Consider the following 23,325-nt stretch of genomic DNA (forward strand, 5'->3'; position numbering starts at 1 on the left):
TCATCGTCGGAGGTACACCATGGCGATCGCACGACTGCACGGAGGCCCGCTGGACGGGCAGGTCCTTCCCCTGGACGACGAGAGCCAGGACCGGTTGATCCTGCCCTACAGCGAGACCCAGATCGTCTACGAGCGCGCGGGCGCGGCGGAGAACACGGGCGAGGGCGATGGCCCGACATCCGCTGAGTTCCACTTCGTGGAGGCGGAGGACGATATCGATCCCGACCCCGACGGCCGGGACGAGTGACGCCGGCGCCGGCACGCGCGCTCGAGATCGAGCTGACCTTCGACGTCCACGGCGACACCCCGCTTCCCGACCTGTCGGGTCTGCCGGGTGTCGCCGTCGTCGAGGGGCCTGCGCGTCGCGACCTCGATGCCCGGTATCTGGATGTGCCGGGCTTCGCCCTGGGACGCTCCGGTTACGCGGTGCGCCGTCGCACCGGCGGACCGGACGAGGGATGGCACATCAAGGGCCCCAAGACCGCTGACGGCGGGCGGCTGGAGACGCATTGGCCGCTCGATGGAGCCAAGGGTGGCGCGTCCGCGGTCGAAGTGAGCGTCCCGGATGCCGTCGCCGCCGCCGTGGCAGAGATCGCCTCCGGCGCCCTGGCACCCATCGCCCGCATCGTGAACGATCGCCATGCCTACGCCCTCCGCGATGAGGCGGGCGCGCTCGTCGCGGAATTCGTCGACGACCACGTGGTCGCGACCGACGAGACCCGCGGTGTGCAGACGACATGGCGCGAGTGGGAGTTCGAGCTCGGACCTGCGGCGCCCGTCGGCGCCGCACGCACTGCGCTCTTCGATGCGGTCACCGCTGCCGTCGCGGCGGTGGGCGGACGCCCTGCAGCATCCGATTCGAAGCTCGCCCGCACGCTCGGCCTCTGATCGCGGCTCGCTCGGATGCCGGGAAACCACTGACGCCGCCCCCGGCTTCGGTTGGGGCGGCGTCAGTCGTAGGAGTCAGCGTACTCCAGAGCTCACGGAGCTCAGAGGTTGATCATGTGTCCCGCGAGACCGTGGAAGGCCTCCTGCAGAGCCTCGGACAGCGTCGGGTGGGTGTGCACGTTGCGCGCCAGCTCCAGAGCGGTCAGGTCCCACTTCTGGGCGAGGGTGAGCTCCGGCAGCAGCTCCGACACGTCGGGGCCGATGAGGTGGCCGCCGACGAGCTCGAGGTGCTCGGCATCCGCGATGAGCTTGACGAAGCCGACCGGCTCGCCGAGGCCGTGCGCCTTGCCGTTGGCCATGAAGGGGAAGGTCGCGACCTTGTACTCGCGTCCGGTCTCCTTGTACTGCGCCTCGGTGTAGCCGAACGACGCCACCTGCGGCGAGCAGAAGGTCGCACGCGGCATCATGCGGTAGTCGCCGAGGGCCATGGTCTCCGCGCCACCGATCGTCTCGGCGGCGACGACGCCCTGCGCCTCGGCGACATGGGCGAGCTGCAGCTTGGCCGTGACGTCACCGATGGCGTAGATGCCCTCGACGTTGGTACGCATGAAGTCGTCGATCTCGATGGCGCCGCGCTCGGTGAGCTTCACACCGGTGTTCTCCAGGCCGAAGCCCTCGACCCGGGGAGCGAAGCCGATCGACATGAGCACCTTGTCGGCTTCGATCGAGCCCTGCGCACCGCTCTTGTTGTCGGTGTAGGTCACCGTGACCTTGTCGCCGGAGTCGACGACCGACTCCACCTTGGTCGAGACAAGGATGTCGACGCCGAGGTTCTTGTACTGCTTCGCGATCTCCTTCGAGACGTCCGCGTCCTCGTTGGGGAGGGCCCGGTCGAGGAACTCGATGATCGTGACCTTCACGCCGTAGTTCGTCATGACGTAGGCGAACTCCATGCCGATGGCGCCGGCGCCGACGATGACGATCGAGCTCGGCAGATCGCGGGTGAGGATCTGCTCCTCGTACGTCACGACGTTCTCGCTCAGCGTCACGCCCGGGAGCAGGCGCACCGTCGAGCCGGTCGCGATGATGACGTTGTCGAAGGTGACCTCTTCGGTGGAGCCGTCGCTCTTGGCGACCGAGATCGCCTTGGGGCCGGTGAAGGTGCCCCGGCCCTCGAACTCGGTGACCTTGTTCTTCTTCATCAGGTAGTGGATGCCCTTGACGCGGCCGTCGGCGACGACGCGCGACCGGTCCCACGCCGTGCCGAAGTCGAGGCTGAACTCACCCGTGATGCCGAAGAAGTCGGCCTTGTGCTTCAGGGTGTGGGCGATCTCGGCGTTCTTCAGAAGCGCCTTGGAGGGGATGCAGCCGACGTTGAGGCAGACACCGCCCCAGTACTTCTCTTCGATGATGGCGACGGACTGGCCGAGCTGGGCGGCGCGGACCGCCGCGACATAGCCACCAGGGCCGGCACCGAGGACGACGACGTTGAAATGAGGCATGCTCTCAGCCTAGTCCTCGGGGGTGGCTCGGGACTTCCGCAGAAGCACCGCCACGAGGGCGCCGAGCGCGGCCGCGACCACCAGGCCGAGCAGCACCCAGACGAACACCGGGACACCTCCATCGCCGCTCGATGTCGGCGTCGCGGTGAGTGTGTGTGTGGTCGTCGTTTCGGCGGGAGCGGCCGTCTGCGACGAGCCGCCCGCCACGGTGAACGTGTACTGCCCCGAGACCGGGTGGCCGTCGCTGGAGACCACGCGCCAGGTCACGGTCACCGGGCCGGACGCGTTGCCGGCGAGCCCCTGCGTCAGATGCGTGCCGTCCAGCGTCGGATCGCCGTCGGTGAGCGAGGCTCCCGCGGCATCCGTCACCACGACCTGCGTCGCGCCGGGCTCGTCCATCAGCACGCCGCTGAACGTCATGGTGATCTGGGCGGGCAGCGTGCCGACCTCGGCGTTCACGCCCGGGTCGGCGCCGATCAGCTCATCGTGCGCCGACGCGGGGGAGGCCACGGCGACGGAGAGTCCGCCGAGCAGGAGTGCGACGAGGCCGACGAGGACCGAACGGAACGTATGAACTCTGTGTGACATCACGTCCTCGACCCTATCCGCGCCTGTTGTGCGCCGGGTCGGAGTCCTAGCATGGCGGCAGGCGAGCGTCGCGCTCGCCGTGACCGGAAGGACGGTGCGAGATGGACGCCAGGATGATGGAGGCGATGGCCGGCGAGATGTCGATGGCCGAGATGCCCGCGATGGATGCCGCGGTCATGCAGGCCTGCATGGACGCCTGTGCCGCCTGTGAGCAGGCCTGCACGGTGTGCTCGATGCAGATGATGGACTGTGCCCCGTCGTGCATGAACTGCGCCGACATGTGCAACACCATGATGCGTGCCATGCTGCGGATGCCGGGCATGACGCCGGCGTCGATGATGGCGATGCTCGACGCCTGCATCGCGATGTGTCAGACGTGCATGGACATGTGCATGATGCACGCTGATGACAGCCCCGTGTGCGCCATGTGCGCGGACGCGTGCCGGGCCTGCATGGACGCCTGCATGGCGGTCAAAGACGCGATGATGGCGGCCGCCTGAGCGGCACCCGTCACTCTCGACTCAGACCGCGAGCACGTTGAAGAGCCGTCCTCCGGCGTGGAGCGCGTGATAGCGCGGGTGGAACGCGACCGGGGTACCCCGTTGCGCGGACGCCGCGGCCCCGGCGCCGTTCCACAGTTCGATCTCGCGCCCCTCGAGGGTGACGATCGTGAGCGTGCCGTCGGCCGCTGAGGCGACCGCGATCGCGTCGACCCATTCTCCGGGCGTTGCCGACACCAGTCGCGACTGGATCAGGTGGACGGCGTGTCCGGCCGCGAAGGAGGAGCAGGCCCGGCCCGTCGCGCACATGCAGATGGCGTCCTGACGCACCGGTGCGGGCGTGAGGCGGTTCTGCGCTGCGGACACGGGGTTCCTCTCGTGGATGCCGCCCGTGGTGGCGGTCCGATCAGGCTACGTCGGGGCGAAGGCCGTCCGCGCGGACGGCGTCACACATCGACACACGCCGCTGAGTCGCACCGCTCGGCGGGATCGGGGCTGGCGCGGCGCGAAACCCGGTTCCCCGGCGGGGGTTCGCAGCCCGGGTCGATCCGTTAGGGTGAAGAGGAAGGAGGCCATGGTGGAAGAGAACGCTCGAGACGCTGGTGTCAGCGGTATCCGACGTGACGCCGGGAGTGCCGGCTCTGCCGACACCACCCAGACTTTCGGTCACGATTCCGACCTCTCCTTCGTGCCGTTCGGAACGGACCTGACGGACGTCGAGCGGGAGGCCATCGATGCGCTTCCGTCTCGCGCTGCGCTGCTGCTCGTCCGCTCCGGTCCCACGGCGGGCGCACGCTATCTGCTCGACACCGATGTCACCACGGTCGGGCGCCATCCCGAGGCCGACATCTTCTTCGACGATGTCACCGTCTCTCGTCGTCACGCGGAGATCACCCGCACCGGCGCCGTCTTCGAGCTCGTCGACCAGCGCTCCCTGAACGGCAGCTATGTCAACGGTGAACGGGTGGACCGTGCCGTGCTCGTCGACGGCTCCGAGGTGCGCATCGGCAAGTTCCGCCTCAACTTCTTCGCGTCGCCGGTCGACCGCGGTCAGGTGACGAGCGGGTGAGCCCGGCTGTCTCACCCCGTGGACGCGCGTCGTCCTCGGGTTATCTCAGCATTGGTCAGGTGCTCGCACGCCTGACGCCGGAGTTCTCCGATCTCAGCGCGAGCAAGCTGCGCTACCTCGAGGTGCAGGGCATCGTCACGCCCCTGCGAACCGAGTCGGGGTACCGCAAGTTCTCGCCTCTGGACGTCGAGCGACTGCGCACCGCGCTCACGCTTCAGCGCGACCACTACATGCCCCTTGCGCGAATTCGCGAGTATCTCGACGAACAGCACGGCGGTACCGTCGCGCCGCCGGCGACGGCGTCGATCGTCACCGCCCCGCGCCGCTATCGCCGCGAGGAACTGCTGCAGACGGCAGGAGCGTCGGCGGCGCTGCTGAACGATGCCGTACGCGCCGGGCTCATCGCGGCAGCCGAGAGCTACGACGACAAGACGCTGAGTGTGCTTCGTGCGCTCGTGGCCCTCGACGGGCACGGCATCCAGCCCCGCCACGTGCGGGGCGTCCGGCAGGCGGCGGAGCGTGAGGTCGCGCTCGTCGAGAGCGCGCTGACGCCCCTGTTGCGCCGCTCGGACGCCGTGTCGCGTGCACGTGCGGGCGAGCTCGCTCCCGAGCTGCTTCGTCGCCTGGACGAAGTGCGCGCGGCGTTCGCGCACGCGGCGCTGGACCGCATCGCGCCGTGACGGCGGCGCGACACGCCGAGCGTCGGGATGCGGATGTCGTTGCCGCAGGCACTCCGCTGATCTACCGTGGAGGAAACGACGCACTGTCCACATGGAGGCGAGCATGACCGCGCACGATGCGCCTGATGAGGTCCGCTTCGCCACCGAGCTGCTGTTCACGGACGGTCTGCCGCAGATGGATGACGAGGTCGGCTACCGCGGCGCCGTCGCTGCACGCGCAGCCGGCATCACCTATCGTCAGCTCGACTACTGGGCGCGTACCGAACTCGTCCAGCCCACCGTCCGCGGCGCCAGCGGTTCGGGATCGCAACGTCTCTACGGCTTCCGCGACATCCTCGTGCTCAAACTGGTGAAGCGGCTTCTCGATACCGGCATCTCCCTGCAGCAGATCCGCACGGCGGTCGAGCAGCTTCGTGCCGCCGGCATCCGCGATCTCGCCGGCACCACGCTGATGAGCGACGGCGCGTCCGTCTATCTGTGCACCTCGAACGACGAAGTCATCGACCTCGTCAGTCGAGGACAGGGCGTGTTCGGCATCGCCGTCGGCAAAGTGCTGCACGAGGTCGAATCGACCTTGCTCGACTTCGATCCGCAGGCTCCGGACCCCGTCGACGAACTCGCCGCTCGTCGCGCCGTCAAGTCCGCCTGAGAAGGCAACGGCGCCGCAGTCCAACGCGCTGCTTGTCGACTCGCGTCTTCGGCGTCCGATCGACGACCGACCGCTGTGTGACGGAAAAGGTCAGGCCCGCTGCTCGCCCGCGGTGATCCGACCGGTGCGCATGACGCGGTCCAGCAGTGCGTCGAAGTCGCCGGCCAGCTCCTGAGCCGAGTCGCCCGGCCAGATGTGCAGCGGCTTCGCCGCCCCCTGCGCCTGCTGCAGCGACGTGCGCTCGGGAAGCTGCGGCGACAGGACGAGCGGACCGAACATGTCGCGCAGCTCCTTGATGCGGAACTGGTGCTCGATCGACTGCGGGCGCACGCGATTCACGACGATCCCGAGCGGCTGCAGGCGGGGAGACAGGCCACGGCGGATCTCCTCGATCGCCCGCAACGCCCTGTCGGCGGCGGCGACCGAGAACAGTCCCGGTTCGGTGACCACGATGACCCGGTCCGAAGCCGCCCATGCGGTACGCGTCAGTGCGTTGAGCGAGGGGGCGCAGTCGATGAGGACGAGGTCGTAGTCGGCCTCGATGGTGGCGAGAGCCTCTTCGAGCTTCCACACGTCGCGCACGCTCGGGTGCGGGCCGTCGAAGTTGATCGCCGACGGGCTGCCGATCATGACGTCGATCGTGCCCGGGTGCACCTTGGCCCAGCCGCTGGCGGTGATGGCCTGGCGGACCACCTTCTCCTTGGGATTGGCGAGCACGTCGGCCACGTTCAGCCGGCCGGCCACCTGGATGTCCATGCCCGTCGACACGTCAGATTGCGGGTCGAGGTCGACGACGAGAGTCCGCACCCCTCGGGCGAACGCCGCGGAGGCGAGGCCGAGAGTCACGGTGGTCTTGCCGACACCCCCCTTGAGCGAGGAGACGGAGAGTACGTGCACGAGGCTCTACGTTACCGTCCCCTAGGCTGTGAGGACACTCAGGCCCTCGTGAAAAGTGGGCTCGTCGGGGAATCTGCTCCCTCGGCGCGCGGGAGCCGCTCGGAGAAGAGGTCCGCATGTTCCGCAAGATCCTGGTGGCCAACCGCGGAGAGATCGCGATCCGTGCCTTTCGTGCCGCCTTCGAACTGGGTGCGCGGACGGTGGCGGTCTACCCCTACGAGGACCGGTACTCGCTGCACCGGCTCAAGGCCGACGAGGCGTACCAGATCGGCACCATCGGCCAACCCGTGCGTGCGTACCTCGACGTCGATGAGATCATCCGCGTGGCCGAGCAGGCGGGCGCCGACGCCATCTACCCCGGCTACGGCTTCCTCTCCGAGAACCCCGAGCTGGCCGCGGCCGCCGCGCGCAGCGGCATCGTCTTCATCGGCCCGGCGTCGCGCGCCCTCGAGATGGCGGGCAACAAGGTGACCGCCAAAGAGCATGCGATCGCGGCCGGGGTGCCGGTGCTGCGCTCGACGCCCGCGTCGGACGACGTCGACGCGCTCGTCGCGCGCGCGGACGAGATCGGCTTCCCGATCTTCGTGAAGGCGGTCGCCGGCGGCGGTGGGCGGGGAATGCGCCGGGTCGAAGCCGCGCCGCAGCTGGCCCCGGCGATCGCGGAGGCGATGCGCGAGGCCGATGCCGCGTTCGGCGATGCCCGCGTCTTCCTGGAACAGGCCGTGCAGCGGCCGCGTCACGTCGAGGTGCAGATCCTCGCCGACAAGACCGGCGAGACCGTGCACCTGTTCGAGCGGGACTGCTCGGTGCAGCGCCGTCATCAGAAAGTCGTCGAGATCGCGCCGGCGCCCAACCTCGACCCCACCATCGCCTCGGCATTGCACGCCCACGCGATCGCGTTCGCCCGGTCGATCGGCTACGAGAACGCCGGAACGGTGGAGTTCCTCCTCGAGACGGCCGGTCCCCGCGCCGGCGAGGTCGTCTTCATCGAGATGAACCCGCGCATCCAGGTCGAGCACACCGTGACCGAGGAGGTCACCGACGTCGACCTCGTGCAATCGCAGATGCGCATCGCTGCCGGCGAGACGCTCGCCGAGCTCGGCCTGCGCCAGGACCAGATCCGCCTGCGCGGGGCGGCGCTGCAGTGCCGCATCACCACCGAGGACCCGACCCAGGGGTTCCGCCCCGACACGGGCAAGATCACCACCTACCGTTCGCCGGGCGGCGCCGGCATCCGCCTCGACGGGGGGACGACGGCCGCGGGTTCCCAGGTCAGTGCGTATTTCGACTCGCTGCTGGCCAAGCTCACGTGCCGCGGACGGGACTTCGGCGCCGCGGTCGTGCGATCGCGTCGAGCCCTCGCCGAGTTCCGCATCCGCGGGGTCTCGACCAACATCCCCTTCCTGCAGGCGGTGCTGGACGATCCCGCCTTCGTGGCCGGTGACGTCAGCACGTCGTTCATCGACGAGCGCCCCGAGCTGCTGCGCGGTCGCGGGTCGAAGGACCGCGGATCGAAGATCGTCGCGTGGCTGGCCGAGACGACCGTCAACCGTCCGCACGGAGAGATCCCCGCCGTCACCGACCCGCGCGCGAAGCTCCCGTCCATCGATCTGTCCACGCCACCGCCCGCAGGTTCGCGACAGCGCCTTCTCAGCCAGGGCCCGGCCCAGTTCGCGGCGCAGCTGCGCGCCCAGACGCCGCTCGCCGTCACCGAGACGACGTTCCGAGACGCACATCAGTCCCTGCTGGCCACGCGCGTGCGCACACGGGACCTGGTGACGGTCGCGCCCTACGTCGCCCGGCTCACCCCTCAGCTGCTCTCGGTCGAGGCCTGGGGCGGCGCCACCTACGACGTGGCGCTCCGCTTCCTCGGCGAAGACCCCTGGGAGCGGCTGGACGCCCTCCGGGCAGCGGTGCCGAACGTGGCGATCCAGATGCTCTTGAGGGGGCGTAACACGGTGGGGTACACGCCGTATCCGACGCGCGTCACCGATGCCTTCGTCTCGGAGGCCGCGGCATCGGGCGTCGACATCTTCCGCATCTTCGATGCCCTCAACGACGTCTCCCAGATGCGGCCCGCCATCGACGCCGTGCTGCACACCGGCACCACGCTGGCGGAAGTCGCCCTCTGCTACACCGGTGATCTCCTGTCGCCGACCGAGGATCTGTACACCCTCGACTACTACCTGCGCGTGGCGGAGCAGATCGTGGATGCCGGGGCGCACGTGCTCGCCGTCAAGGACATGGCGGGGCTGTTGCGCCCCGGCGCCGCTGCGCGTCTGGTGCGGGCTCTGCGGGACCGCTTCGACGTCCCGGTCCACGTCCATACGCACGACACCGCCGGTGGTCAGCTCGCGACGCTGTTGGCCGCCGCCGCCGCGGGCGCCGACGCCGTGGATGCCGCTGCGGCGCCGATGGCGGGAACGACCAGCCAGCCCTCGCTGTCCGCGCTCGTCGCCGCCCTCGCGCACACCGAGCGCGACACCGGACTCGACCTCGGTGCCGTCTCGGAACTCGAACCGTACTGGGAGGCGATGCGCCGCCTCTACCGCCCGTTCGAGTCGGGTCTTCCCGGGCCGACGGGACGCGTCTATCGGCATGAGATCCCCGGCGGTCAGCTGTCGAACCTCCGCCAGCAGGCGATCGCTCTCGGCCTGTCGGAGGACTTCGAGCTGATCGAGGACATGTACGCCGCCGCGGACGCGATCCTCGGGCGCGTCCCGAAGGTGACCCCCTCCTCGAAGGTCGTCGGCGATCTTGCCCTGCACCTCGCCGCGGTGCGCGCAGACCCCGCCGACTTCGCCGAGAACCCCGATACCTATGACATCCCCGACTCCGTCGTCGCCTTCATGGCGGGGGAGCTGGGTGAGCTTCCGGGCGGCTGGCCGGAGCCGTTTCGCACCAAGGTGCTGCGTGGTCGCGAGATCCGCGGCGGGATCACCGAGATCTCCGACGCCGATGCCGCGAACCTCGAAGCCGACAGTGCGACCCGGCGCGCCACACTGAACTCCCTGCTGTTTCCCGCCCCCACGGCGGCCTTCCGGGAGACCCGCGACACCTACGGCGATCTCAGCGTCCTCGACACCGCGGACTATCTGTACGGGCTCGCGCCCGGAACCGAGCACGTCGTCGAGATCGAGCGCGGCGTCCAGCTGTACGTGGGGTTGGAAGCGATCGGCGACGCCGACGAGCGCGGCATGCGCACCGTGATGACGACGTTGAACGGTCAGCTGCGTCCCGTCTTCGTGCGCGACCACGCCGTCGCGGTCGAGGTGCGTCAGTCGGAGAAGGCCGATGCGACCGTAGCGGGCCACGTGGCCGCCCCGTTCTCGGGTGTCGTCACCCCGAAGGCCGCGGTGGGCGATCGCGTCTCGGCGGGTCAGCCGGTGGCATCCATCGAGGCGATGAAGATGGAGGCAGCCATCACGGCGCCGATGGACGGCATCGTCGAGCGTCTCGTCATCGGCGCGGCGGCCGCGGTGGAGGCCGGCGATCTTTTGCTGGTGGTCCGACCCTCCGAGTAGCCTGGAGCGGGGGCGTGAGTCGTCCCGCGAGCCATGGGGGTCGGGACCCCGCCCCGCGGCCCGGCGGTGACGCCGCGGCTGCGCCGTCCCGAGGACGACCCGAATCGGCCGGAGCCCGACGGCGCCGGCCCGGAACTGGAGTGTGTAGCCGTGCCTGACCGCAACGAGAATGCGAGCGAGGACGCCGACAACGGCGTGCTGGAGAGCGTGACCGGCGCCGAGACGACCGGGATCGGCATCGTCGAGGGAGCCACCGCGCAGATCGACGTCGCCTTGCCCGTAGCGGTCGACGATGACGACTTCGACGACGACGTCGTGCTCGATGACGAGGTCGAGATCCATGAGGGTGTCGTCGAGGAGGTGGACGCCGTCGCCGCATCGGCAGTCGCCGAGGACGTCGAGGAGGTCGAGGAGGCGGTTGATGCGTCGGCGCCCGATGCGGCGGCGATCGCGCTCACGTCGGCTTCCCTTGCGACCGCGGATGCCGCTCAGCACGAGCGCCTGCGGCCGCGCACGTCCGAGATCACCCTGCAGTCGCGCCGACTGGGCGACTTCGAGGCGGGGCGGGAGAGCTCCGACCTGCTGACGCCGGATCGGCTGCTGGATCCCGCCCACGCGGTGCGCCCGGAGCCCGACGGTGCGTGGCAGCACCTCGTCTACACACTGTCGGGACGTCGGATCAACCTCGGCGACAGCAAGCGCGCGCGTGCGCGCAAGGCTCTCGACCGGCGCATTGCGGCACCGTTGCACGGCGGCGCGAAGTTCGTCCCCGTGCTCTCGCGAAAGGGCGGTGTCGGAAAGACCACGATCACGACGCTGCTGGGCATGGCGCTCGCCGATGCCCGTGAGGACCGGGTGATCGCCGTCGACGCGAACCCCGACCGCGGCACCCTCGCCGAGCGCATCGGGCGCTCGAGCGGCAAGACGGTTCGCGATCTGGTGCGAGCCCACGCCGACGTCCAGGGGTTCAACGACATCTCCGAGATCGTCGCCCGCGATCACACTCGGCTCGACATCATCGCTTCCGACACCGATCCGCATGTGTCCGAGGCCTTCAACGACAGCGACTACGACGCGGTCGCCGATGTCGCCGCGCACTTCTACTCGCTCGTGCTCACCGACACCGGCACCGGCATCGTCCATTCCGTCATGGAGGCGACCCTCGCGCGCGCCGATCAGCTCATCGTCGTCGCAGGGCTGAGCGTGGACGAGGCGCGCCTGGCCTCGGAGACGCTGACCTGGCTGGAGAGCAACGGCTACGCCGATCTCGTGCGCTCCGCCGTGGTCGTGCTGAACACGGCACGTCCAGGCGCTGCACTCGTGCGGGCGGGCGAGCTCCAGTCCCACTTCCAGACACGGGTAGGGCACGTGGTCCGCGTGCCCTACGACGCGCACATCGCATCGGGCAGCGCGATCGTCTTCCGTGACTTGCAGCCCGAGACGCGTGAGGCTGCGCGCGAGCTGGCCGCCATCGTCGTCGAAAGCCTGCGTCAGCGGGTCGCCGCCTGATGGCCGTCCGCCCGATCCGCCTGTTCGGAGACCCCGTCCTGCGCGCTCCCAGCGCGTCCATCGACGTGATCGACGACGGCATCCGGTCGCTCGTGCAGGACCTGCTCGACACGGTCGAATTGCCGGGCCGTGCGGGAGTGGCGGCGCCGCAGATCGGTGTCGGTCTCCGCGCCTTCAGCTACAACATCGACGGAGAGATCGGGTACGTGTTGAACCCGGTGCTGACCGAGGTGTCGGGTGAGCCGGCGCTGGTCGGTGAGGGATGCCTGTCGGTGCCCGATCTCTGGCACGAGACGCTGCGCTATCCCTGGGCTCGCGTGGTCGGCATCGATCTCGACGGCGACGAACTCGTGCTCGAGGGGGAGGGACTCATGGCGCAGGCGCTGCAGCATGAGACCGACCACCTCGACGGCATGCTCTACATCTCGCGGCTCAGCCCCGATGAGCGCAAGATCGCGATGCGTCGCATCCGCGAGTCCTCCTGGTTCTGACCTCGGGAGATGCGACGGCGGGGCGGTCCATCCGGGCCGCCCCGCCGTCGCGTCTCGAGATCAGCCCAGCGACACGTTGGTCGTCGTCACCGGCACGGTGTAGATTTCCTCGATCTCGTTCGCGAAGTCGTTCAGGATGACATTGCGCTTGATGCTCATCTTGGGCGTGAGATGTCCGCTCGCCTCGGTCCATTCGCTGTCGAGGATCGTGAACTTGCGGATGGACTCGGCGCGCGAAACGTTCTTGTTCGCGATGTCCACCGCACGCTGCACCTCGGCCCGCACCTGCGGGTTCTTCGCGGCATCCGAGAGGGACATGTCCGCCGGGAGGCCGTTGTTCGCCAGCCAGGCGGGGAGCATCTCGGGGTCGAGGGTGATCAGCGCCGAGATGAACGGCTTCTGGTCGCCCACGACGACCACCTGACCGACGATCGGGTTCGCTCGAATCGGGTCCTCCAGTGCCGCGGGAGCGACGTTCTTGCCGCCGGCGGTGACGATGATCTCCTTCTTGCGTCCGGTGATCGTGAGGAAGCCGTCGGTGTCGAACGCGCCGATGTCACCGGTCTTGAACCAGCCGTCGTCGAACGCGGCGGCCGTGGCATCGGGGTTGCGCCAGTACTCCTTGAAGACGTTGACGCCCCGCACCTCGACCTCGCCGTCGTCGGCCAGACGCACGCCGACGCCGGGGAGCACCGGCCCCACCGTGCCGATCTTGGACTTCGTCGCGAGGTTGACGGTGGCCGGCGCCGTCGTCTCGGTGAGTCCGTAGCCTTCGAGGATGGTCACGCCGAGGCTGTGGAAGAAGTGGCCGAGACGGGGGCCCAGGGGAGCGGACCCCGAGACGGCATAGGTGACGCGTCCACCCATGGCTTCGCGGAGCTTGCCGTAGACGAGCTTGTCGAACAGGGCGAACTTCACCTTCGTGCCCAGCGGGATCTTCTTGCCTTCCTGGAGCAGTCGGGAGTGCTCGATCGCCGTGTGGGCCGCGGCGCGGAAGATCTTTCCCTTGCCGCCGGCCTCCGCCTTCTGCTCCGCCGAGTTGTAGACCTTCTCGAACACGCGGGGTACGGCCAGCAGGAAGGTGGGCTTGAAGGAGCCGAGGGCCGGCAGCAGCTGCTTGGTGTCGGGCTGATGCCCGGTCTTCACGCCGGCGTGCACGTCGAGGATCGAGATGAAGCGGGCGAAGACGTGCGCGGTCGTGATGAACAGCAGTGTCGATGCGCCGCCAGGGGTGTTCATGACCTCGGCCAACGCCTTGGCGGCGTTGCGAGAGAGTTCGACGAAGTTGCTGTGGGTCAGGACACAGCCCTTGGGGCGTCCCGTGGATCCCGAGGTGTAGATGAGCGTGGCGATGTCCGAGCCGACGGCGATGCGGCGACGACGCTCGATCTCGGCATCTTCGACGGTGCCGCCGCCCGCGCGGAGCGTGTCGAGGTCGCCGGCCTCCATCGACCAGACGTCGCGGACGAGCGGCACCTCGGAACGGATCTCCGCGATGCGGGCCGCGTGCTCGGCCGATTCGCCGAGCACCGCGACGGCGCCCGAGTCGGACAGGATCCAGCTGATCTGCGCCGCCGAGCTCGTCTCGTAGATGGGCACCATGACGGCGCCGGCGAAGAAGAGGGCGAAGTCCACGAGCGTCCACTCATACGTGGTGCGGGCGATGAAGCCCACCTTGTCGCCCGGGGCGATGCCCGCGGCGGCGAAGCCCTTCGCGAGCGCGATCACCTCTCGTTCGAACTCGGCGGCGGTGATGTCTCGCCAGCCGTCACCATCGGGGACGGCGAACAGGGCCAGGGACGGTGTCGCCTTGACGCGTTCGACGAGCAGATCGGCGATGTTGGCCTGCGGGTCGGCGGGAACGACGGCGGGGACTTCGAACTGTACGGCGCTCATGGGCGGCAACTCCTTCGGTACCGGGTGGCGTCGGCGATCGACGGCTGGAATCGAGTCTAACTCCTGGTGGAACTCAGTCCCACAGAAGACAGCGTCGCCCGAAAAGCACGGCCTGCCCCGACCGTGGGTCTGTCCTGTCCACACTAGACTCTCGGATGCCGTGCCGCCCGGGCCGGCCGGAAGGGAGCGCCGTGCTCAACGTCGGCATCGACATCGGGGGGACGAAGATCGCCGGAGGTGTCGTCGACGACACGGGCGCGATCATCGAGCGCGCCCGCGTCGCCACGCCGGTGGACGCCGGCGAACTCGCCGACGCCGTCGCCGCGATGGTGCACGAGCTGGCCTCGCGTCACGAGGTCGCGGCGGTCGGTGTCGCTGCGGCGGGCTACATCGACCGCAGTCGGTCGGTGATGCTGCTCTCGCCCAACATCGACTGGCACGACGAGCCGTTGCGTGCGCAGTTCGAAGCACGCATCGGCCGTCCCGTCACGCTGGAGAACGACGCGAACGCCGCGGGGTGGGGCGAGTATCGCTTCGGAGCGGGTCAGGGATCCACCGACATGGTGATGGTGACCCTCGGCACGGGCGTGGGCGGCGCCGTCATCAACGACGGACGTCTCCTCATCGGTGCCAACGGCAGCGCGGCGGAGCTCGGTCACCTGCGGTTCGTCCGCGGTGGTCGCCCGTGCGGCTGCGGACAGAACGGCTGTCTGGAGCAGTACGCGTCGGGGCGCGCCCTGCAGCGCGAGCTGGGTGACATCGCCGAGGCCGGGGGCATCGGCGAGCGTCTGGCCGCGCACCGCGATGCGGACGGCATCGTCCACGGGCCCGACCTGGCGCGCCTCCTCGCCGAGGACGACGCTGGTGCCGTCGAGGCCGTGCGCCGCGTGGCCACCGCGCTCGGAGAGGCCTGCGGAGCCTTTCAGGCGGTTCTCGACCCCGACCTCTACGTCATCGGCGGCGGCGTCGCCGACCTCGGCGAGGTTCTGCTGGAGCCCACGCGGCTGGCGTACGAGACCTCTCTGCCCGGCTTCGGCGATCGACCGACCGCGCGCTTCGTCACGGCGACACTCGGCAACGATGCGGGGATGGTGGGCGTCGCCGATCTCGCGGGGCTGCGCAGCCAGTGAGCCGTCGGGATATCCTCGTCGCATCGTGGACACGGACAGACGTCACAGAGAGGTGAGTCACGCCTGATGTTCTACTGGGTCATGAAGTACATCGTGATCGGGCCGATCGTCAAAGCGATCTTCCGACCGTGGATCGTCGGGCGAACGAACGTCCCGTCATCGGGAGCCGCCATCCTCGCGAGCAACCATCTCTCCGTCAGCGATTCGATCTTCCTGCCCCTCATGATCGACCGGCCGATGAGCTTCCTCGCCAAGAGCGACTACTTCACCGGCACGGGACTCAAAGGCTGGGCGACGCGGATGTTCATGAAGGCGACGGGCCAGATTCCCGTCGATCGCACCGGAGGCAAGGCGTCGGAGGCATCGCTGAACACCGGACTGCAGGTGCTCGGTCGGGGCGACCTGCTGGGCATCTACCCGGAGGGCACCCGCAGCCCGGACGGCAAGCTCTACCGCGGACGCACCGGGCTCGCGCGCATGGCGCTGGAAGCACGGGTGCCGGTCATCCCCGTCGTCATGGTCGACACCGACGCCGTCATGCCGATCGGCCGCACGATCCCGCGCGTCGGCCGGGTGGGCATGGTGATCGGAGAACCGCTCGACTTCTCACGATTCCAGGGCATGGAATCCGATCGGTACGTCCTGCGCTCCGTCACCGACGAGATCATGGTGGCGCTGCAGCGGCTGGGGGAGCAGCAGTACGACGACGTCTACGCGTCCACGGTGAAGGAGCGGGCAGCGCGCGCGTGAGCCGCCGTCATGCGGCATCCGCGCCGTCCGGGTCGCCACTAGACTGAGCGGATGCCCACCCTGCACGCCGATCTCGATCACTGGCGCACGCTCCCGATCAAGCAGCAGCCCTCTTGGACCGACCTGGATGCCGTCGCCGCGGTGTCGGCGGAGCTGGCCACACTGCCGCCGCTGGTCTTCGCCGGCGAGGTCGACAACCTCCGCGACCGCCTCGCGCGCGCGGCATCCGGCCAGGCGTTCCTTCTGCAGGGCGGTGACTGCGCCGAGACCTTCGCCGGCGCGACCGCGGAGCAGATCCGCAACCGCATCAAGACGGTGCTGCAGATGGCCGTCGTTCTGACCTACGGTGCCTCGATGCCCGTCGTGAAGATGGGGCGGATGGCCGGCCAGTTCGCCAAGCCCCGCTCGAGCGACACGGAGACCCGTGGCGACGTCACCCTGCCCGCGTACCGGGGCGACATCGTGAACGGCTACGACTTCACCGAAGCCTCCCGCACCGCAGACCCGCAGCGCCTGCTGAAGGGGTACCACACGGCGGCATCGACCATCAACCTCATCCGCGCGTTCACGCAGGGCGGATTCGCCGACCTTCGCGAGGTGCACAGCTGGAACAAGGGCTTCGCGCAGAACCCGGCCAACCAGCAGTACGAGCGTCTCGCAACCGAGATCGACCGAGCGATCAAGTTCATGGAGGCGGCGGGCGCCGACTTCGACGAGCTGCGCCGCGTCGAGTTCTACACGGGGCACGAGGGTCTGCTGATGGACTACGAGCGCCCCATGACCCGCATCGACTCGCGCACCAGCACGCCGTACAACACCTCGGCGCACTTCCTGTGGATCGGTGAGCGCACGCGCGAGCTGGACGGCGCCCACGTCGACTACTTCTCGAAGATCCGCAACCCCATCGGCGTGAAGCTCGGCCCGTCGACGTCACCGCAGACGGCGCTCGAGCTCATCGACAAGCTCGATCCCGAGCGCGAGCCGGGCCGGCTGACCTTCATCACGCGCATGGGTGCCGGCAAGATCCGCGATGCCCTTCCGCCGCTGCTCGAGGCCGTCCGCGATTCCGGTGCGACACCGCTGTGGGTCACCGACCCCATGCACGGCAACGGCATCACGACCCCGACCGGCTACAAGACGCGTCGCTTCGACGATGTCGTCGACGAGGTGCGCGGCTTCTTCGAGGCACACCGTGCGGTCGGAACGTTCCCGGGCGGCATCCACGTCGAGCTCACGGGTGACGACGTCACCGAGTGCCTCGGCGGGTCGGAGCACATCGACGAGGCCACTCTCGCGACGCGCTACGAGAGCCTGTGCGACCCGCGCCTGAACCACATGCAGAGCCTCGAGCTCGCCTTCCTCGTCGCCGAGGAGCTCGAGAAGCGCTGATCCGCGCCCGCGCGGCGTGCGCGTCCGGCTCAGCCGGTGGAGCGGACCGTGATCTTGGTCCCGGGGAGCTGCATGGTGCCGGCGGCGGGGCTCGTGCTCGACACGGTGAAGATTCCCCACACGATCTCGGGGAGGGCGGTGCCCGGTTCGAATCCCGCCTGCTTCAGCTGGTCCATGGCCTGCGCGACCGTCTTGCCGGTGACGTCGGGGACGGCGATCGGCTGCGGTCCCTTCGAGACGACCAGGGTGACGGTGTCGCCCGGTCGGAACGGCGCGCCGCCGTCCTTGTCCGCGATCCGGATCACACGGCCCTCGGCGACCTCGTCGTCGTAGGCCTGCGTCGTCGTCGCGCCCAGCCCCACGGCCTTCAGCGCCGACGTGGCGGCGTCGACCGTTTGGCCCGAGACGTCGGGCACCGGCCCCGCAGAGGTCTCGAAAGCGACGCTCGAGCCCTCCAGTGCCGTGCAGCCCTTCGAGCAGTCCACCGCGGCGCCGCCGCCGGGCGGGGTGATCGATGCGCTCACCACGGTGCCTGCGGCGGAATCGGTGAAGATCTGGGTCGGATCTCCCGACGGGGTGATGTAGAAGGTGCCGAGCGCGGCGGTGGCCGCATCCACGCTCTGTCCCGCCAGGGCGGGGATGTCGTGGGATGCCGGGCCCAGCGAGACCACGACGATCACGGCGCTGTTCTTGTCGACGCGGGAGCCGGCGCCGGGGTCGGTGCGGATGACGAGATCGACGGGCACGTCGCGGCTGTGATCCTGCGCCGGCGTTGCGGTCAGCCCCTCAGCAGCGAGGGTGGCCGTCGCGGCGTCCAGAGTGCTCCCCGCCACGTCGGGAACGCCGACCTGCGAACCGGGTCCGGATCCGAACCACCAACCCGTGCCCCCTGCGAGCACGGCGAGCAGCAGCACGAGCACGACCAGCCATCCGCCGCGTCGCGCTCGGCGGCGGCTGCGCAGTCGCAGTCGCGTGGAGTTGTCCACCGTCTCGGTGACCGTCGGGGCCGTGAAGGTCCCCGGCATCACCTTGGTGAGCTCGCCCGAGTCGACTCCGTCATCGACCGCGACCACGCCGGCGGTCGGCGTTCGGACCACGTGAGGGTAGACGCCGAGTTCCTTCTCGATCTCGCGCAGGCGGTCGAGCATCGCGCGCGCGTCGACCGGACGTTCGTCGGGATTGCGCTCGGTCGCCCACATCACGAGTTCGTCGAACTGCTCCGGGACGCCGGGGTTGCGCGCGCTCGGGCGCGGGACGGAGTCGGTCGCGTGCTGATAGGCGATCTGCATCGGCTGCTCGCCCTTGTAGGGCTGCTCGCCGACGAGCATCTCGTAGAGCATGATGCCGAGGGCGTAGATGTCACTGCGGGCGTCGGCGGTTCCGCGGGTGACGAGCTCGGGCGCGAGGTACGCGATCGTTCCCAGGAGCATCTGTCCGGTGGCCGTGTTCGCACTGGTCGCGCGCGCGAGGCCGAAGTCGCCGATCTTGATCCGCCCGTCCTCGGCGAGCAGGACGTTCTCGGGCTTCACGTCGCGGTGGACGATGCCCGCGCGGTGCGCGGCCGCGAGGCCGGACAGGACGGCATCCATGATCGTGATCGTCTGAGGGATGCTGAGGCGCTTCTGCTCTCGCAACAGCTCGCGCATGGTGATGCCGGGGAGGTACTCCATCACCAGGTACGCCATCTCGCCGTCCTGGCCCTGGTCGAAGACGTTGACCACGTGGGGGTCGGCAAGGCGCGCCGCCGCGCGCGCCTCCTGGATGAAGCGGCTCTGGAAGACCGTGTCATCGGAGAGATGGCTGTGCATCACCTTCAGGGCGACGCGGCGCTCGAGGCGCAGATCGGTCGCGACGTACACGGTTGCCATCCCGCCGCGCGCAATGCGAGCGCGGACGCGATACCGCCCGTCGACCAGACGGCCGATCAGCGGGTCGGTCTGCTGGCTCGTGCTCACCCTGCGATTCTAGGGAGCCGGAGCGCTCGGGCCCGGGAGCGGCTCACCCCTCACGGCATGTGCGCAGGCAATGCCACGGCGTCCTCGCTCTCAGTCGAGTGCCGCGAGCCACGCGTAGGCGGTCTGCTCCCACGGCCCGTAGCGCTCCGGATACGCCGAGACCTGCACGGACTGGGCGGCGGCGCCGAAGTCCATCGACTCCCATCCGGGCACGTCCAACAGTCCGCGCGTGATGAGGCCGTCCGGGCCCGAGACGCCTTCGAAGAACGCGGTGGTCGAGCGCACGGGGTCGCGCACCTGATCGGGAGTGCCCCATCCGGTGCTCGGGCGTTGCTGGAACAGCCCGAGCGAGTCACGGTCGCCCCAGTCCAGATTGCGGATCCACGACTCGACCATCGCCGTGGCCAGAGCGATCGCGATGCCGCGATCGGGGACGCCCAGTTCGCGCCCGACCCGGATGATCGTCCGCGCATTCGCGGTCTGCTCCGCGTCGAGATCGGTGGCCGGCGCCGTTGCGGGCAGGGGTGTCTCGACCGCGGCGGGGGTGGCCTGGAGCACGGCGGCCGGCCCGGGGATCGCGAGGGTCTGGCCGGGGTAGATGATGGCATCCCGCCCGAGCCCGTTGGCCTGCAACAGGGCATCGAGGCTCACGCCGTGCGCGTCGGCGATGGCCCACAGGGTGTCACCCGCGTTCACTCCGTAGGTCGCGGTCGCGCCGGTCGACGTATCGGCCCTCGCGACCGGAGCCGAAGACTCCGCGGCCGGGGCGATCCCGCCGGGAAGAACCAGCACTTGCCCGGGATGGATCACCGTGGTGGCCTCGAGCCCGTTCGCCGCACGCAGTGCGGACAGCTCGATTCCGACCCGTCGGGAGATATCCCACAGCGTGTCGCCGCTCTCCACGGTGTAGGTCGCCGGTGCGGCCGCCTGCCGGGTGGTAGTGAGGGGCGTCGGCGCGCCGATGCGCGTCTGATCGCCGGCTGCCGGACGCGGATCGGCCGTCGCCGCCGAGGCCGGCGCGACGCTCAGGGTCAACGCCAATGTGCCGATCGTGCCGATCACACCGGTGGTGGCCGCGCGCGACGCGCTCGGGCGGTGGTCGAGTCGTGACAACGGTCTTCTCCTTGTTCGCACCCGTTTCCTACCGACGACACCGTGTCATGGAAGTAAATTCATGTCAACGGGTGCTATAAGAAGTGACTTCTGTGACAGAAGTGACTCCTGCTTCGACAGGCTCGATCTCGTCAACGCTGCGGCCTCGAGATGCGATAGTGGAAGGGTGACCGACGACATCGTCCCCGCGTCCACCCGCTGGCTCACTCTTCCCGACCTCGTCGAGGTTCTCGATGAACCGCTCGGTCGCGTGCGCCGGCTGCTCGACGACAAGCACCTGATCGGCTCACGTCGCGGCGGCGCGTTCGCCGTGCCGGAGATCTTCATCGTCGACGGGCATCCGCTGTCGTCGCTGCGCGGCACGATCATCGTGCTTCAGGACGCCGGGTTCACCGACGACGAGGCCATCGATTGGCTGCTCAGCGAGGAGGACTCCATCGGCCAGGCGCCCATCTCTGCCCTCCGTCAGGGGCGCAAGAGCGAGGTCCGCCGCGTCGCGCAGACGCTGGCCTGACACCGAGCACGACCCGCCTCACGCCGTACGGCTGATGGATGCGTCGGCGAGTTCTCTCAGCTGGTCCAGCGCCGACGACGACAGTCGTGCACTCTGCAGGGCGTGCTCCGCTTCGCCCGCGTAGGCGCTGATCGCCGATTCGACGCGCGCCAGTGCGTCGGTGTCGATGATGCTCTGCTGGATCTGGGCGATCTGCTCGGCAGTGAGGGCGGGATCGCCGATGAGGGCGTCGAGCGCGGCACGGTCATCGGGGGCGAGCGCCTCGCGGGTGTAGGCGATGAGCAGCGTGCGCTTGCCTTCGCGGAGGTCGTCGCCGGAGGGCTTACCGGTGACGGCAGTGTCGCCGAAGACGCCGAGAACATCGTCCCTCAGCTGGAACGCCAGTCCCAGCGGATGACCGAAGGCGGCCAGAGCCGCCGACTGCGTGGCGTCGGCTCCGGCGAGCGCCGCACCCAGCAGGAGGGGGTGCTGGATGCTGTAGCGCGCGGACTTCAGTGACGCGACGCGGAGGGCGCGCTCGGCGTGTTCCTCGTCGGGGGCCGTCGTGAACGCCGCCTCCTCGGCGATGTCGAGGAACTGGCCGATGGTGACCTCCCGGCGCATCAGGGCGTAGACCTCCCGCGCGGATGCCGCGTGCGGCGCACGCGCCAGTCCCTGCTCGAGCAGGTCGTCGCTCCAGGCGACGAGGAGATCGCCGAGCAGGATCGCCGCCGACCGCCCGAACGCCGAACCGTCGCCCACCCAGCCGGACCCCGCGTGCGCCGCCTCGAGAGCACGGTGTGCGGCGGGCTGTCCGCGCCGCGTGTCGGAGTTGTCGATGATGTCGTCGTGGACGAGCGCCGCGGCGTGGAAGACCTCCAGTGCGGCGGCCGCATCGAGCACGGTGTCGGGGACCTCTTTGACGTCGGTGTCGACGCCCGCCACGGCCAGCCATCCCGTGACGCAGAACCGCGCTCGTAGACGCTTTCCCCCGGCCAGGGTGCGCGTCGCGGCATCCAGGAAGACCTGCGCTTCGGGGCCGGCATCCGCCCACGCGAGGCGCTGCGCTGTCACGAACCTTGCCAGTCGCTGGGAAATGGCCTCGATCGGGTCGGCGGAAGCGTGCACGGGCCTAGCCTAGTTCTCGACCGCACGCGTAGAATCGACCGCACGAGATGCCGGTCCGAAACGGCGAGGAGGGGGCAGCATGCCGCTGTCAGAGCAGGAGCAGCGTCTGCTCGATGAGATGGAGCGCCATCTCATGAACAAGGACGCAGACGTCGTGAGCGCGTCCCGAGACGGCCGCACCCTCAGCTATCGCAACATCGTCTACGGCACCATCCTCGTGCTCGTGGGTCTCGGAGGCTTGATCGCGGGTGTGTCCACCGGCATCATCGCCATCGGCGTGATCGCCTTCCTTGTCATGGTGGCCGGCGTCGTGCTCGCCGCCACCCCTGCCAAGGGGCTCGCTGCGCTCAAGACCTCGCCGGAGCACAAGGGGCAGCGCAAGCCGTCCCGCACCGGATCCTCGTCCTTCATGGACCGCATGAACGACCGTTGGGACCGCCGCCAAGACGGATCCTGACCGCAGCGCCGCGCACGACGCGAAGAGCACCGACCACGAGGTCGGTGCTCTTTTTTGTGCCCGGCGACGGCGCTGCGCGGCGCCGGGCGCTCCCGTCGATTCGCAGCGGGGGAGCCCAGGGGAGCGTTGCGCCCACGAAACCATAGTCAGGTGGAGGAAAGTGGAGTAAAGTGGTGCGCACCTTGATCGGGCCGGAGGAAGGGGGAGTGGCCGATGCTGCTGGGCACCTACACCCCCAAGCTCGACGACAAGGGCCGCCTCATCCTTCCGGCGAAGTTCCGAACCGACCTGGGTGACGGGGTCGTCGTGACGCGAGGCCAGGAGCGTTGCCTCTACGTGTTCAGCACGAAGGAGTTCGAGCGGGTCTACGAGAAGATCCGCGAGGCGCCCCTCACCAACAAGCAGGCGCGCGACTTCCAGCGCATGTTCCTCTCGGGCGCCAGCGACGAGAAGCCCGACAGCCAGAGCCGCATCACGATCCCGCCGCACCTGCGTGCCTACGCCAACCTCGACCGCGAACTCGTGGTCACGGGCGTCGGGGCCCACGCGGAGATCTGGGATGCGCAGGCCTGGAACGCCTACGCAGACAGCAACGAAGACAGCTACTCGGACATGGAGCAGGAGGTGATCCCGGGTCTGTTCTGAGCCGTGGCCGTGACTCCCAGCCGCACGCCCTGACGCACTTCCCCGGTGTCAGGTCAGGCGGATGGGGATCAC

At 69.2% G+C, this 23,325-nt stretch carries 23 protein-coding genes; 15 read left to right on the plus strand and 8 right to left on the minus strand.

Annotated elements, in window-relative coordinates:
- Nucleotides 1-19 precede the first annotated feature (19 nt).
- Nucleotides 20-247, plus strand: a complete 228-nt coding sequence (locus PP359_RS00700) for a hypothetical protein (RefSeq protein WP_039416402.1) — start codon at nucleotides 20-22, stop codon at nucleotides 245-247.
- Nucleotides 244-888, plus strand: coding sequence for a CYTH domain-containing protein (locus PP359_RS00705; protein WP_499249702.1), 645 nt, complete (start codon nucleotides 244-246; stop codon nucleotides 886-888). The genes PP359_RS00700 and PP359_RS00705 overlap by 4 nt, the downstream gene beginning before the upstream one ends.
- Before the next feature lie 101 nt (nucleotides 889-989).
- Here PP359_RS00705 and lpdA read toward each other — a convergent pair whose 3' ends face one another.
- Complete coding sequence (gene lpdA / locus PP359_RS00710; protein WP_499249703.1) at nucleotides 990-2,390, minus strand: dihydrolipoyl dehydrogenase; 1,401 nt, start codon at nucleotides 2,388-2,390, stop codon at nucleotides 990-992.
- A gap of 9 nt (nucleotides 2,391-2,399) precedes the next feature.
- Nucleotides 2,400-2,978: a copper resistance CopC family protein gene (locus tag PP359_RS00715; RefSeq protein WP_499249704.1), complete on the minus strand. Its 579-nt coding sequence runs from the start codon at nucleotides 2,976-2,978 to the stop codon at nucleotides 2,400-2,402.
- 101 nt (nucleotides 2,979-3,079) lie between these two features.
- On the opposite strand from PP359_RS00715, the gene PP359_RS00720 reads away from it, so the two are divergent.
- Nucleotides 3,080-3,478: a four-helix bundle copper-binding protein gene (locus PP359_RS00720; RefSeq protein WP_347417136.1), complete on the plus strand. Its 399-nt coding sequence runs from the start codon at nucleotides 3,080-3,082 to the stop codon at nucleotides 3,476-3,478.
- A 21-nt stretch (nucleotides 3,479-3,499) separates the two neighbouring features.
- Here the strand turns inward: PP359_RS00720 and PP359_RS00725 are convergent, their stop codons facing one another.
- Nucleotides 3,500-3,844, minus strand: coding sequence for a hypothetical protein (locus PP359_RS00725; protein ID WP_135949328.1), 345 nt, complete (start codon nucleotides 3,842-3,844; stop codon nucleotides 3,500-3,502).
- Between the two features lie 208 nt (nucleotides 3,845-4,052).
- On the opposite strand from PP359_RS00725, the gene PP359_RS00730 reads away from it, so the two are divergent.
- The 3 genes from PP359_RS00730 to PP359_RS00740 all read left to right on the plus strand — a co-directional run bounded on the left by PP359_RS00730 (nucleotide 4,053) and on the right by PP359_RS00740 (nucleotide 5,876).
- Nucleotides 4,053-4,547 carry an FHA domain-containing protein gene (locus PP359_RS00730; RefSeq protein WP_187289962.1) on the plus strand — a complete coding sequence of 165 codons (495 nt, stop codon included), beginning with the start codon at nucleotides 4,053-4,055 and terminating at the stop codon, nucleotides 4,545-4,547.
- Nucleotides 4,544-5,227, plus strand: coding sequence for a transcriptional regulator FtsR (gene ftsR / locus PP359_RS00735; RefSeq protein WP_039416160.1), 684 nt, complete (start codon nucleotides 4,544-4,546; stop codon nucleotides 5,225-5,227). Before PP359_RS00730 ends, ftsR begins: the two co-directional genes overlap by 4 nt.
- Before the next feature lie 103 nt (nucleotides 5,228-5,330).
- Nucleotides 5,331-5,876 carry a MerR family transcriptional regulator gene (locus PP359_RS00740; protein ID WP_036286573.1) on the plus strand — a complete coding sequence of 182 codons (546 nt, stop codon included), beginning with the start codon at nucleotides 5,331-5,333 and terminating at the stop codon, nucleotides 5,874-5,876.
- 90 nt (nucleotides 5,877-5,966) lie between these two features.
- Here the strand turns inward: PP359_RS00740 and PP359_RS00745 are convergent, their stop codons facing one another.
- Entirely contained in the window at nucleotides 5,967-6,773 is an 807-nt protein-coding gene (locus PP359_RS00745; protein WP_036286515.1) for a ParA family protein, read from the minus strand.
- A gap of 116 nt (nucleotides 6,774-6,889) precedes the next feature.
- Here PP359_RS00745 and PP359_RS00750 point away from each other — a divergent pair, with 116 nt between their 5' ends.
- From PP359_RS00750 to PP359_RS00760, 3 genes are all read left to right on the plus strand, one after another.
- Nucleotides 6,890-10,297 carry a pyruvate carboxylase gene (locus PP359_RS00750; protein WP_499249705.1) on the plus strand — a complete coding sequence of 1,136 codons (3,408 nt, stop codon included), beginning with the start codon at nucleotides 6,890-6,892 and terminating at the stop codon, nucleotides 10,295-10,297.
- A 150-nt stretch (nucleotides 10,298-10,447) separates the two neighbouring features.
- Nucleotides 10,448-11,806, plus strand: a complete 1,359-nt coding sequence (locus PP359_RS00755) for a MinD/ParA family ATP-binding protein (RefSeq protein WP_499249706.1) — start codon at nucleotides 10,448-10,450, stop codon at nucleotides 11,804-11,806.
- Nucleotides 11,806-12,297 carry a peptide deformylase gene (locus tag PP359_RS00760; RefSeq protein WP_499249707.1) on the plus strand — a complete coding sequence of 164 codons (492 nt, stop codon included), beginning with the start codon at nucleotides 11,806-11,808 and terminating at the stop codon, nucleotides 12,295-12,297. Before PP359_RS00755 ends, PP359_RS00760 begins: the two co-directional genes overlap by 1 nt.
- A gap of 60 nt (nucleotides 12,298-12,357) precedes the next feature.
- Here the strand turns inward: PP359_RS00760 and PP359_RS00765 are convergent, their stop codons facing one another.
- On the minus strand, nucleotides 12,358-14,193 hold the full coding sequence (locus PP359_RS00765) for an AMP-dependent synthetase/ligase (protein ID WP_378794777.1): 1,836 nt from the start codon (nucleotides 14,191-14,193) through the stop codon (nucleotides 12,358-12,360).
- 191 nt (nucleotides 14,194-14,384) lie between these two features.
- On the opposite strand from PP359_RS00765, the gene PP359_RS00770 reads away from it, so the two are divergent.
- The 3 genes from PP359_RS00770 to PP359_RS00780 all read left to right on the plus strand — a co-directional run bounded on the left by PP359_RS00770 (nucleotide 14,385) and on the right by PP359_RS00780 (nucleotide 17,462).
- Nucleotides 14,385-15,323 carry an ROK family glucokinase gene (locus PP359_RS00770; RefSeq protein WP_499249708.1) on the plus strand — a complete coding sequence of 313 codons (939 nt, stop codon included), beginning with the start codon at nucleotides 14,385-14,387 and terminating at the stop codon, nucleotides 15,321-15,323.
- Between the two features lie 66 nt (nucleotides 15,324-15,389).
- Nucleotides 15,390-16,073 carry a lysophospholipid acyltransferase family protein gene (locus tag PP359_RS00775; protein WP_005049096.1) on the plus strand — a complete coding sequence of 228 codons (684 nt, stop codon included), beginning with the start codon at nucleotides 15,390-15,392 and terminating at the stop codon, nucleotides 16,071-16,073.
- A gap of 51 nt (nucleotides 16,074-16,124) precedes the next feature.
- Nucleotides 16,125-17,462 carry a class II 3-deoxy-7-phosphoheptulonate synthase gene (locus tag PP359_RS00780; RefSeq protein ID WP_036286495.1) on the plus strand — a complete coding sequence of 446 codons (1,338 nt, stop codon included), beginning with the start codon at nucleotides 16,125-16,127 and terminating at the stop codon, nucleotides 17,460-17,462.
- Nucleotides 17,463-17,491: 29 nt separating this feature from the next.
- Here PP359_RS00780 and pknB read toward each other — a convergent pair whose 3' ends face one another.
- Both pknB and PP359_RS00790 read right to left on the minus strand, forming a co-directional pair.
- Nucleotides 17,492-19,417 (minus strand): Stk1 family PASTA domain-containing Ser/Thr kinase, encoded by a 1,926-nt coding sequence (gene pknB / locus PP359_RS00785; protein WP_135949323.1) that lies wholly within the window; start codon nucleotides 19,415-19,417, stop codon nucleotides 17,492-17,494.
- Between the two features lie 90 nt (nucleotides 19,418-19,507).
- Nucleotides 19,508-20,530, minus strand: coding sequence for a LysM peptidoglycan-binding domain-containing protein (locus PP359_RS00790; protein WP_292682335.1), 1,023 nt, complete (start codon nucleotides 20,528-20,530; stop codon nucleotides 19,508-19,510).
- Between the two features lie 166 nt (nucleotides 20,531-20,696).
- Here PP359_RS00790 and PP359_RS00795 point away from each other — a divergent pair, with 166 nt between their 5' ends.
- Entirely contained in the window at nucleotides 20,697-21,044 is a 348-nt protein-coding gene (locus PP359_RS00795; RefSeq protein WP_005049107.1) for an Rv2175c family DNA-binding protein, read from the plus strand.
- Between the two features lie 18 nt (nucleotides 21,045-21,062).
- Here PP359_RS00795 and PP359_RS00800 read toward each other — a convergent pair whose 3' ends face one another.
- Nucleotides 21,063-22,151, minus strand: coding sequence for a polyprenyl synthetase family protein (locus PP359_RS00800; protein ID WP_112931666.1), 1,089 nt, complete (start codon nucleotides 22,149-22,151; stop codon nucleotides 21,063-21,065).
- 79 nt (nucleotides 22,152-22,230) lie between these two features.
- Between PP359_RS00800 and PP359_RS00805 the strand changes: the two genes are divergently transcribed.
- Both PP359_RS00805 and mraZ read left to right on the plus strand, forming a co-directional pair.
- The gene (locus tag PP359_RS00805; RefSeq protein WP_036316616.1) at nucleotides 22,231-22,608 is read left to right on the plus strand and encodes an SCO2097 family morphological protein; all 378 of its coding nucleotides are present in this window, start codon (nucleotides 22,231-22,233) and stop codon (nucleotides 22,606-22,608) included.
- Between the two features lie 213 nt (nucleotides 22,609-22,821).
- Complete coding sequence (gene mraZ, locus PP359_RS00810) at nucleotides 22,822-23,253, plus strand: division/cell wall cluster transcriptional repressor MraZ (RefSeq protein ID WP_036316618.1); 432 nt, start codon at nucleotides 22,822-22,824, stop codon at nucleotides 23,251-23,253.
- The last annotated feature ends 72 nt before the right edge of the window (nucleotides 23,254-23,325 follow it).

The sequence above is a fragment of the Sphingomonas sp. BLCC-B65 genome (genome assembly GCF_028550675.1).
Lineage (GTDB): Bacteria > Actinomycetota > Actinomycetes > Actinomycetales > Microbacteriaceae > Microbacterium.

Bases quoted from the DNA above. Each gene is read 5' to 3' on its own strand.
- PP359_RS00700 (WP_039416402.1), top strand. From the start codon at position 20: ATGGCGATCGCACGACTGCACGGAGGCCCGCTGGACGGGCAGGTCCTT.
- lpdA (WP_499249703.1), bottom strand. From the start codon at position 2,390: ATGCCTCATTTCAACGTCGTCGTCCTCGGTGCCGGCCCTGGTGGCTAT.
- PP359_RS00715 (WP_499249704.1), bottom strand. From the start codon at position 2,978: ATGTCACACAGAGTTCATACGTTCCGTTCGGTCCTCGTCGGCCTCGTC.
- PP359_RS00720 (WP_347417136.1), top strand. From the start codon at position 3,080: ATGGACGCCAGGATGATGGAGGCGATGGCCGGCGAGATGTCGATGGCC.
- PP359_RS00730 (WP_187289962.1), top strand. From the start codon at position 4,053: ATGGTGGAAGAGAACGCTCGAGACGCTGGTGTCAGCGGTATCCGACGT.
- PP359_RS00740 (WP_036286573.1), top strand. From the start codon at position 5,331: ATGACCGCGCACGATGCGCCTGATGAGGTCCGCTTCGCCACCGAGCTG.
- PP359_RS00750 (WP_499249705.1), top strand. From the start codon at position 6,890: ATGTTCCGCAAGATCCTGGTGGCCAACCGCGGAGAGATCGCGATCCGT.
- PP359_RS00760 (WP_499249707.1), top strand. From the start codon at position 11,806: ATGGCCGTCCGCCCGATCCGCCTGTTCGGAGACCCCGTCCTGCGCGCT.
- PP359_RS00765 (WP_378794777.1), bottom strand. From the start codon at position 14,193: ATGAGCGCCGTACAGTTCGAAGTCCCCGCCGTCGTTCCCGCCGACCCG.
- PP359_RS00775 (WP_005049096.1), top strand. From the start codon at position 15,390: ATGTTCTACTGGGTCATGAAGTACATCGTGATCGGGCCGATCGTCAAA.
- PP359_RS00780 (WP_036286495.1), top strand. From the start codon at position 16,125: ATGCCCACCCTGCACGCCGATCTCGATCACTGGCGCACGCTCCCGATC.
- PP359_RS00805 (WP_036316616.1), top strand. From the start codon at position 22,231: ATGCCGCTGTCAGAGCAGGAGCAGCGTCTGCTCGATGAGATGGAGCGC.
- mraZ (WP_036316618.1), top strand. From the start codon at position 22,822: ATGCTGCTGGGCACCTACACCCCCAAGCTCGACGACAAGGGCCGCCTC.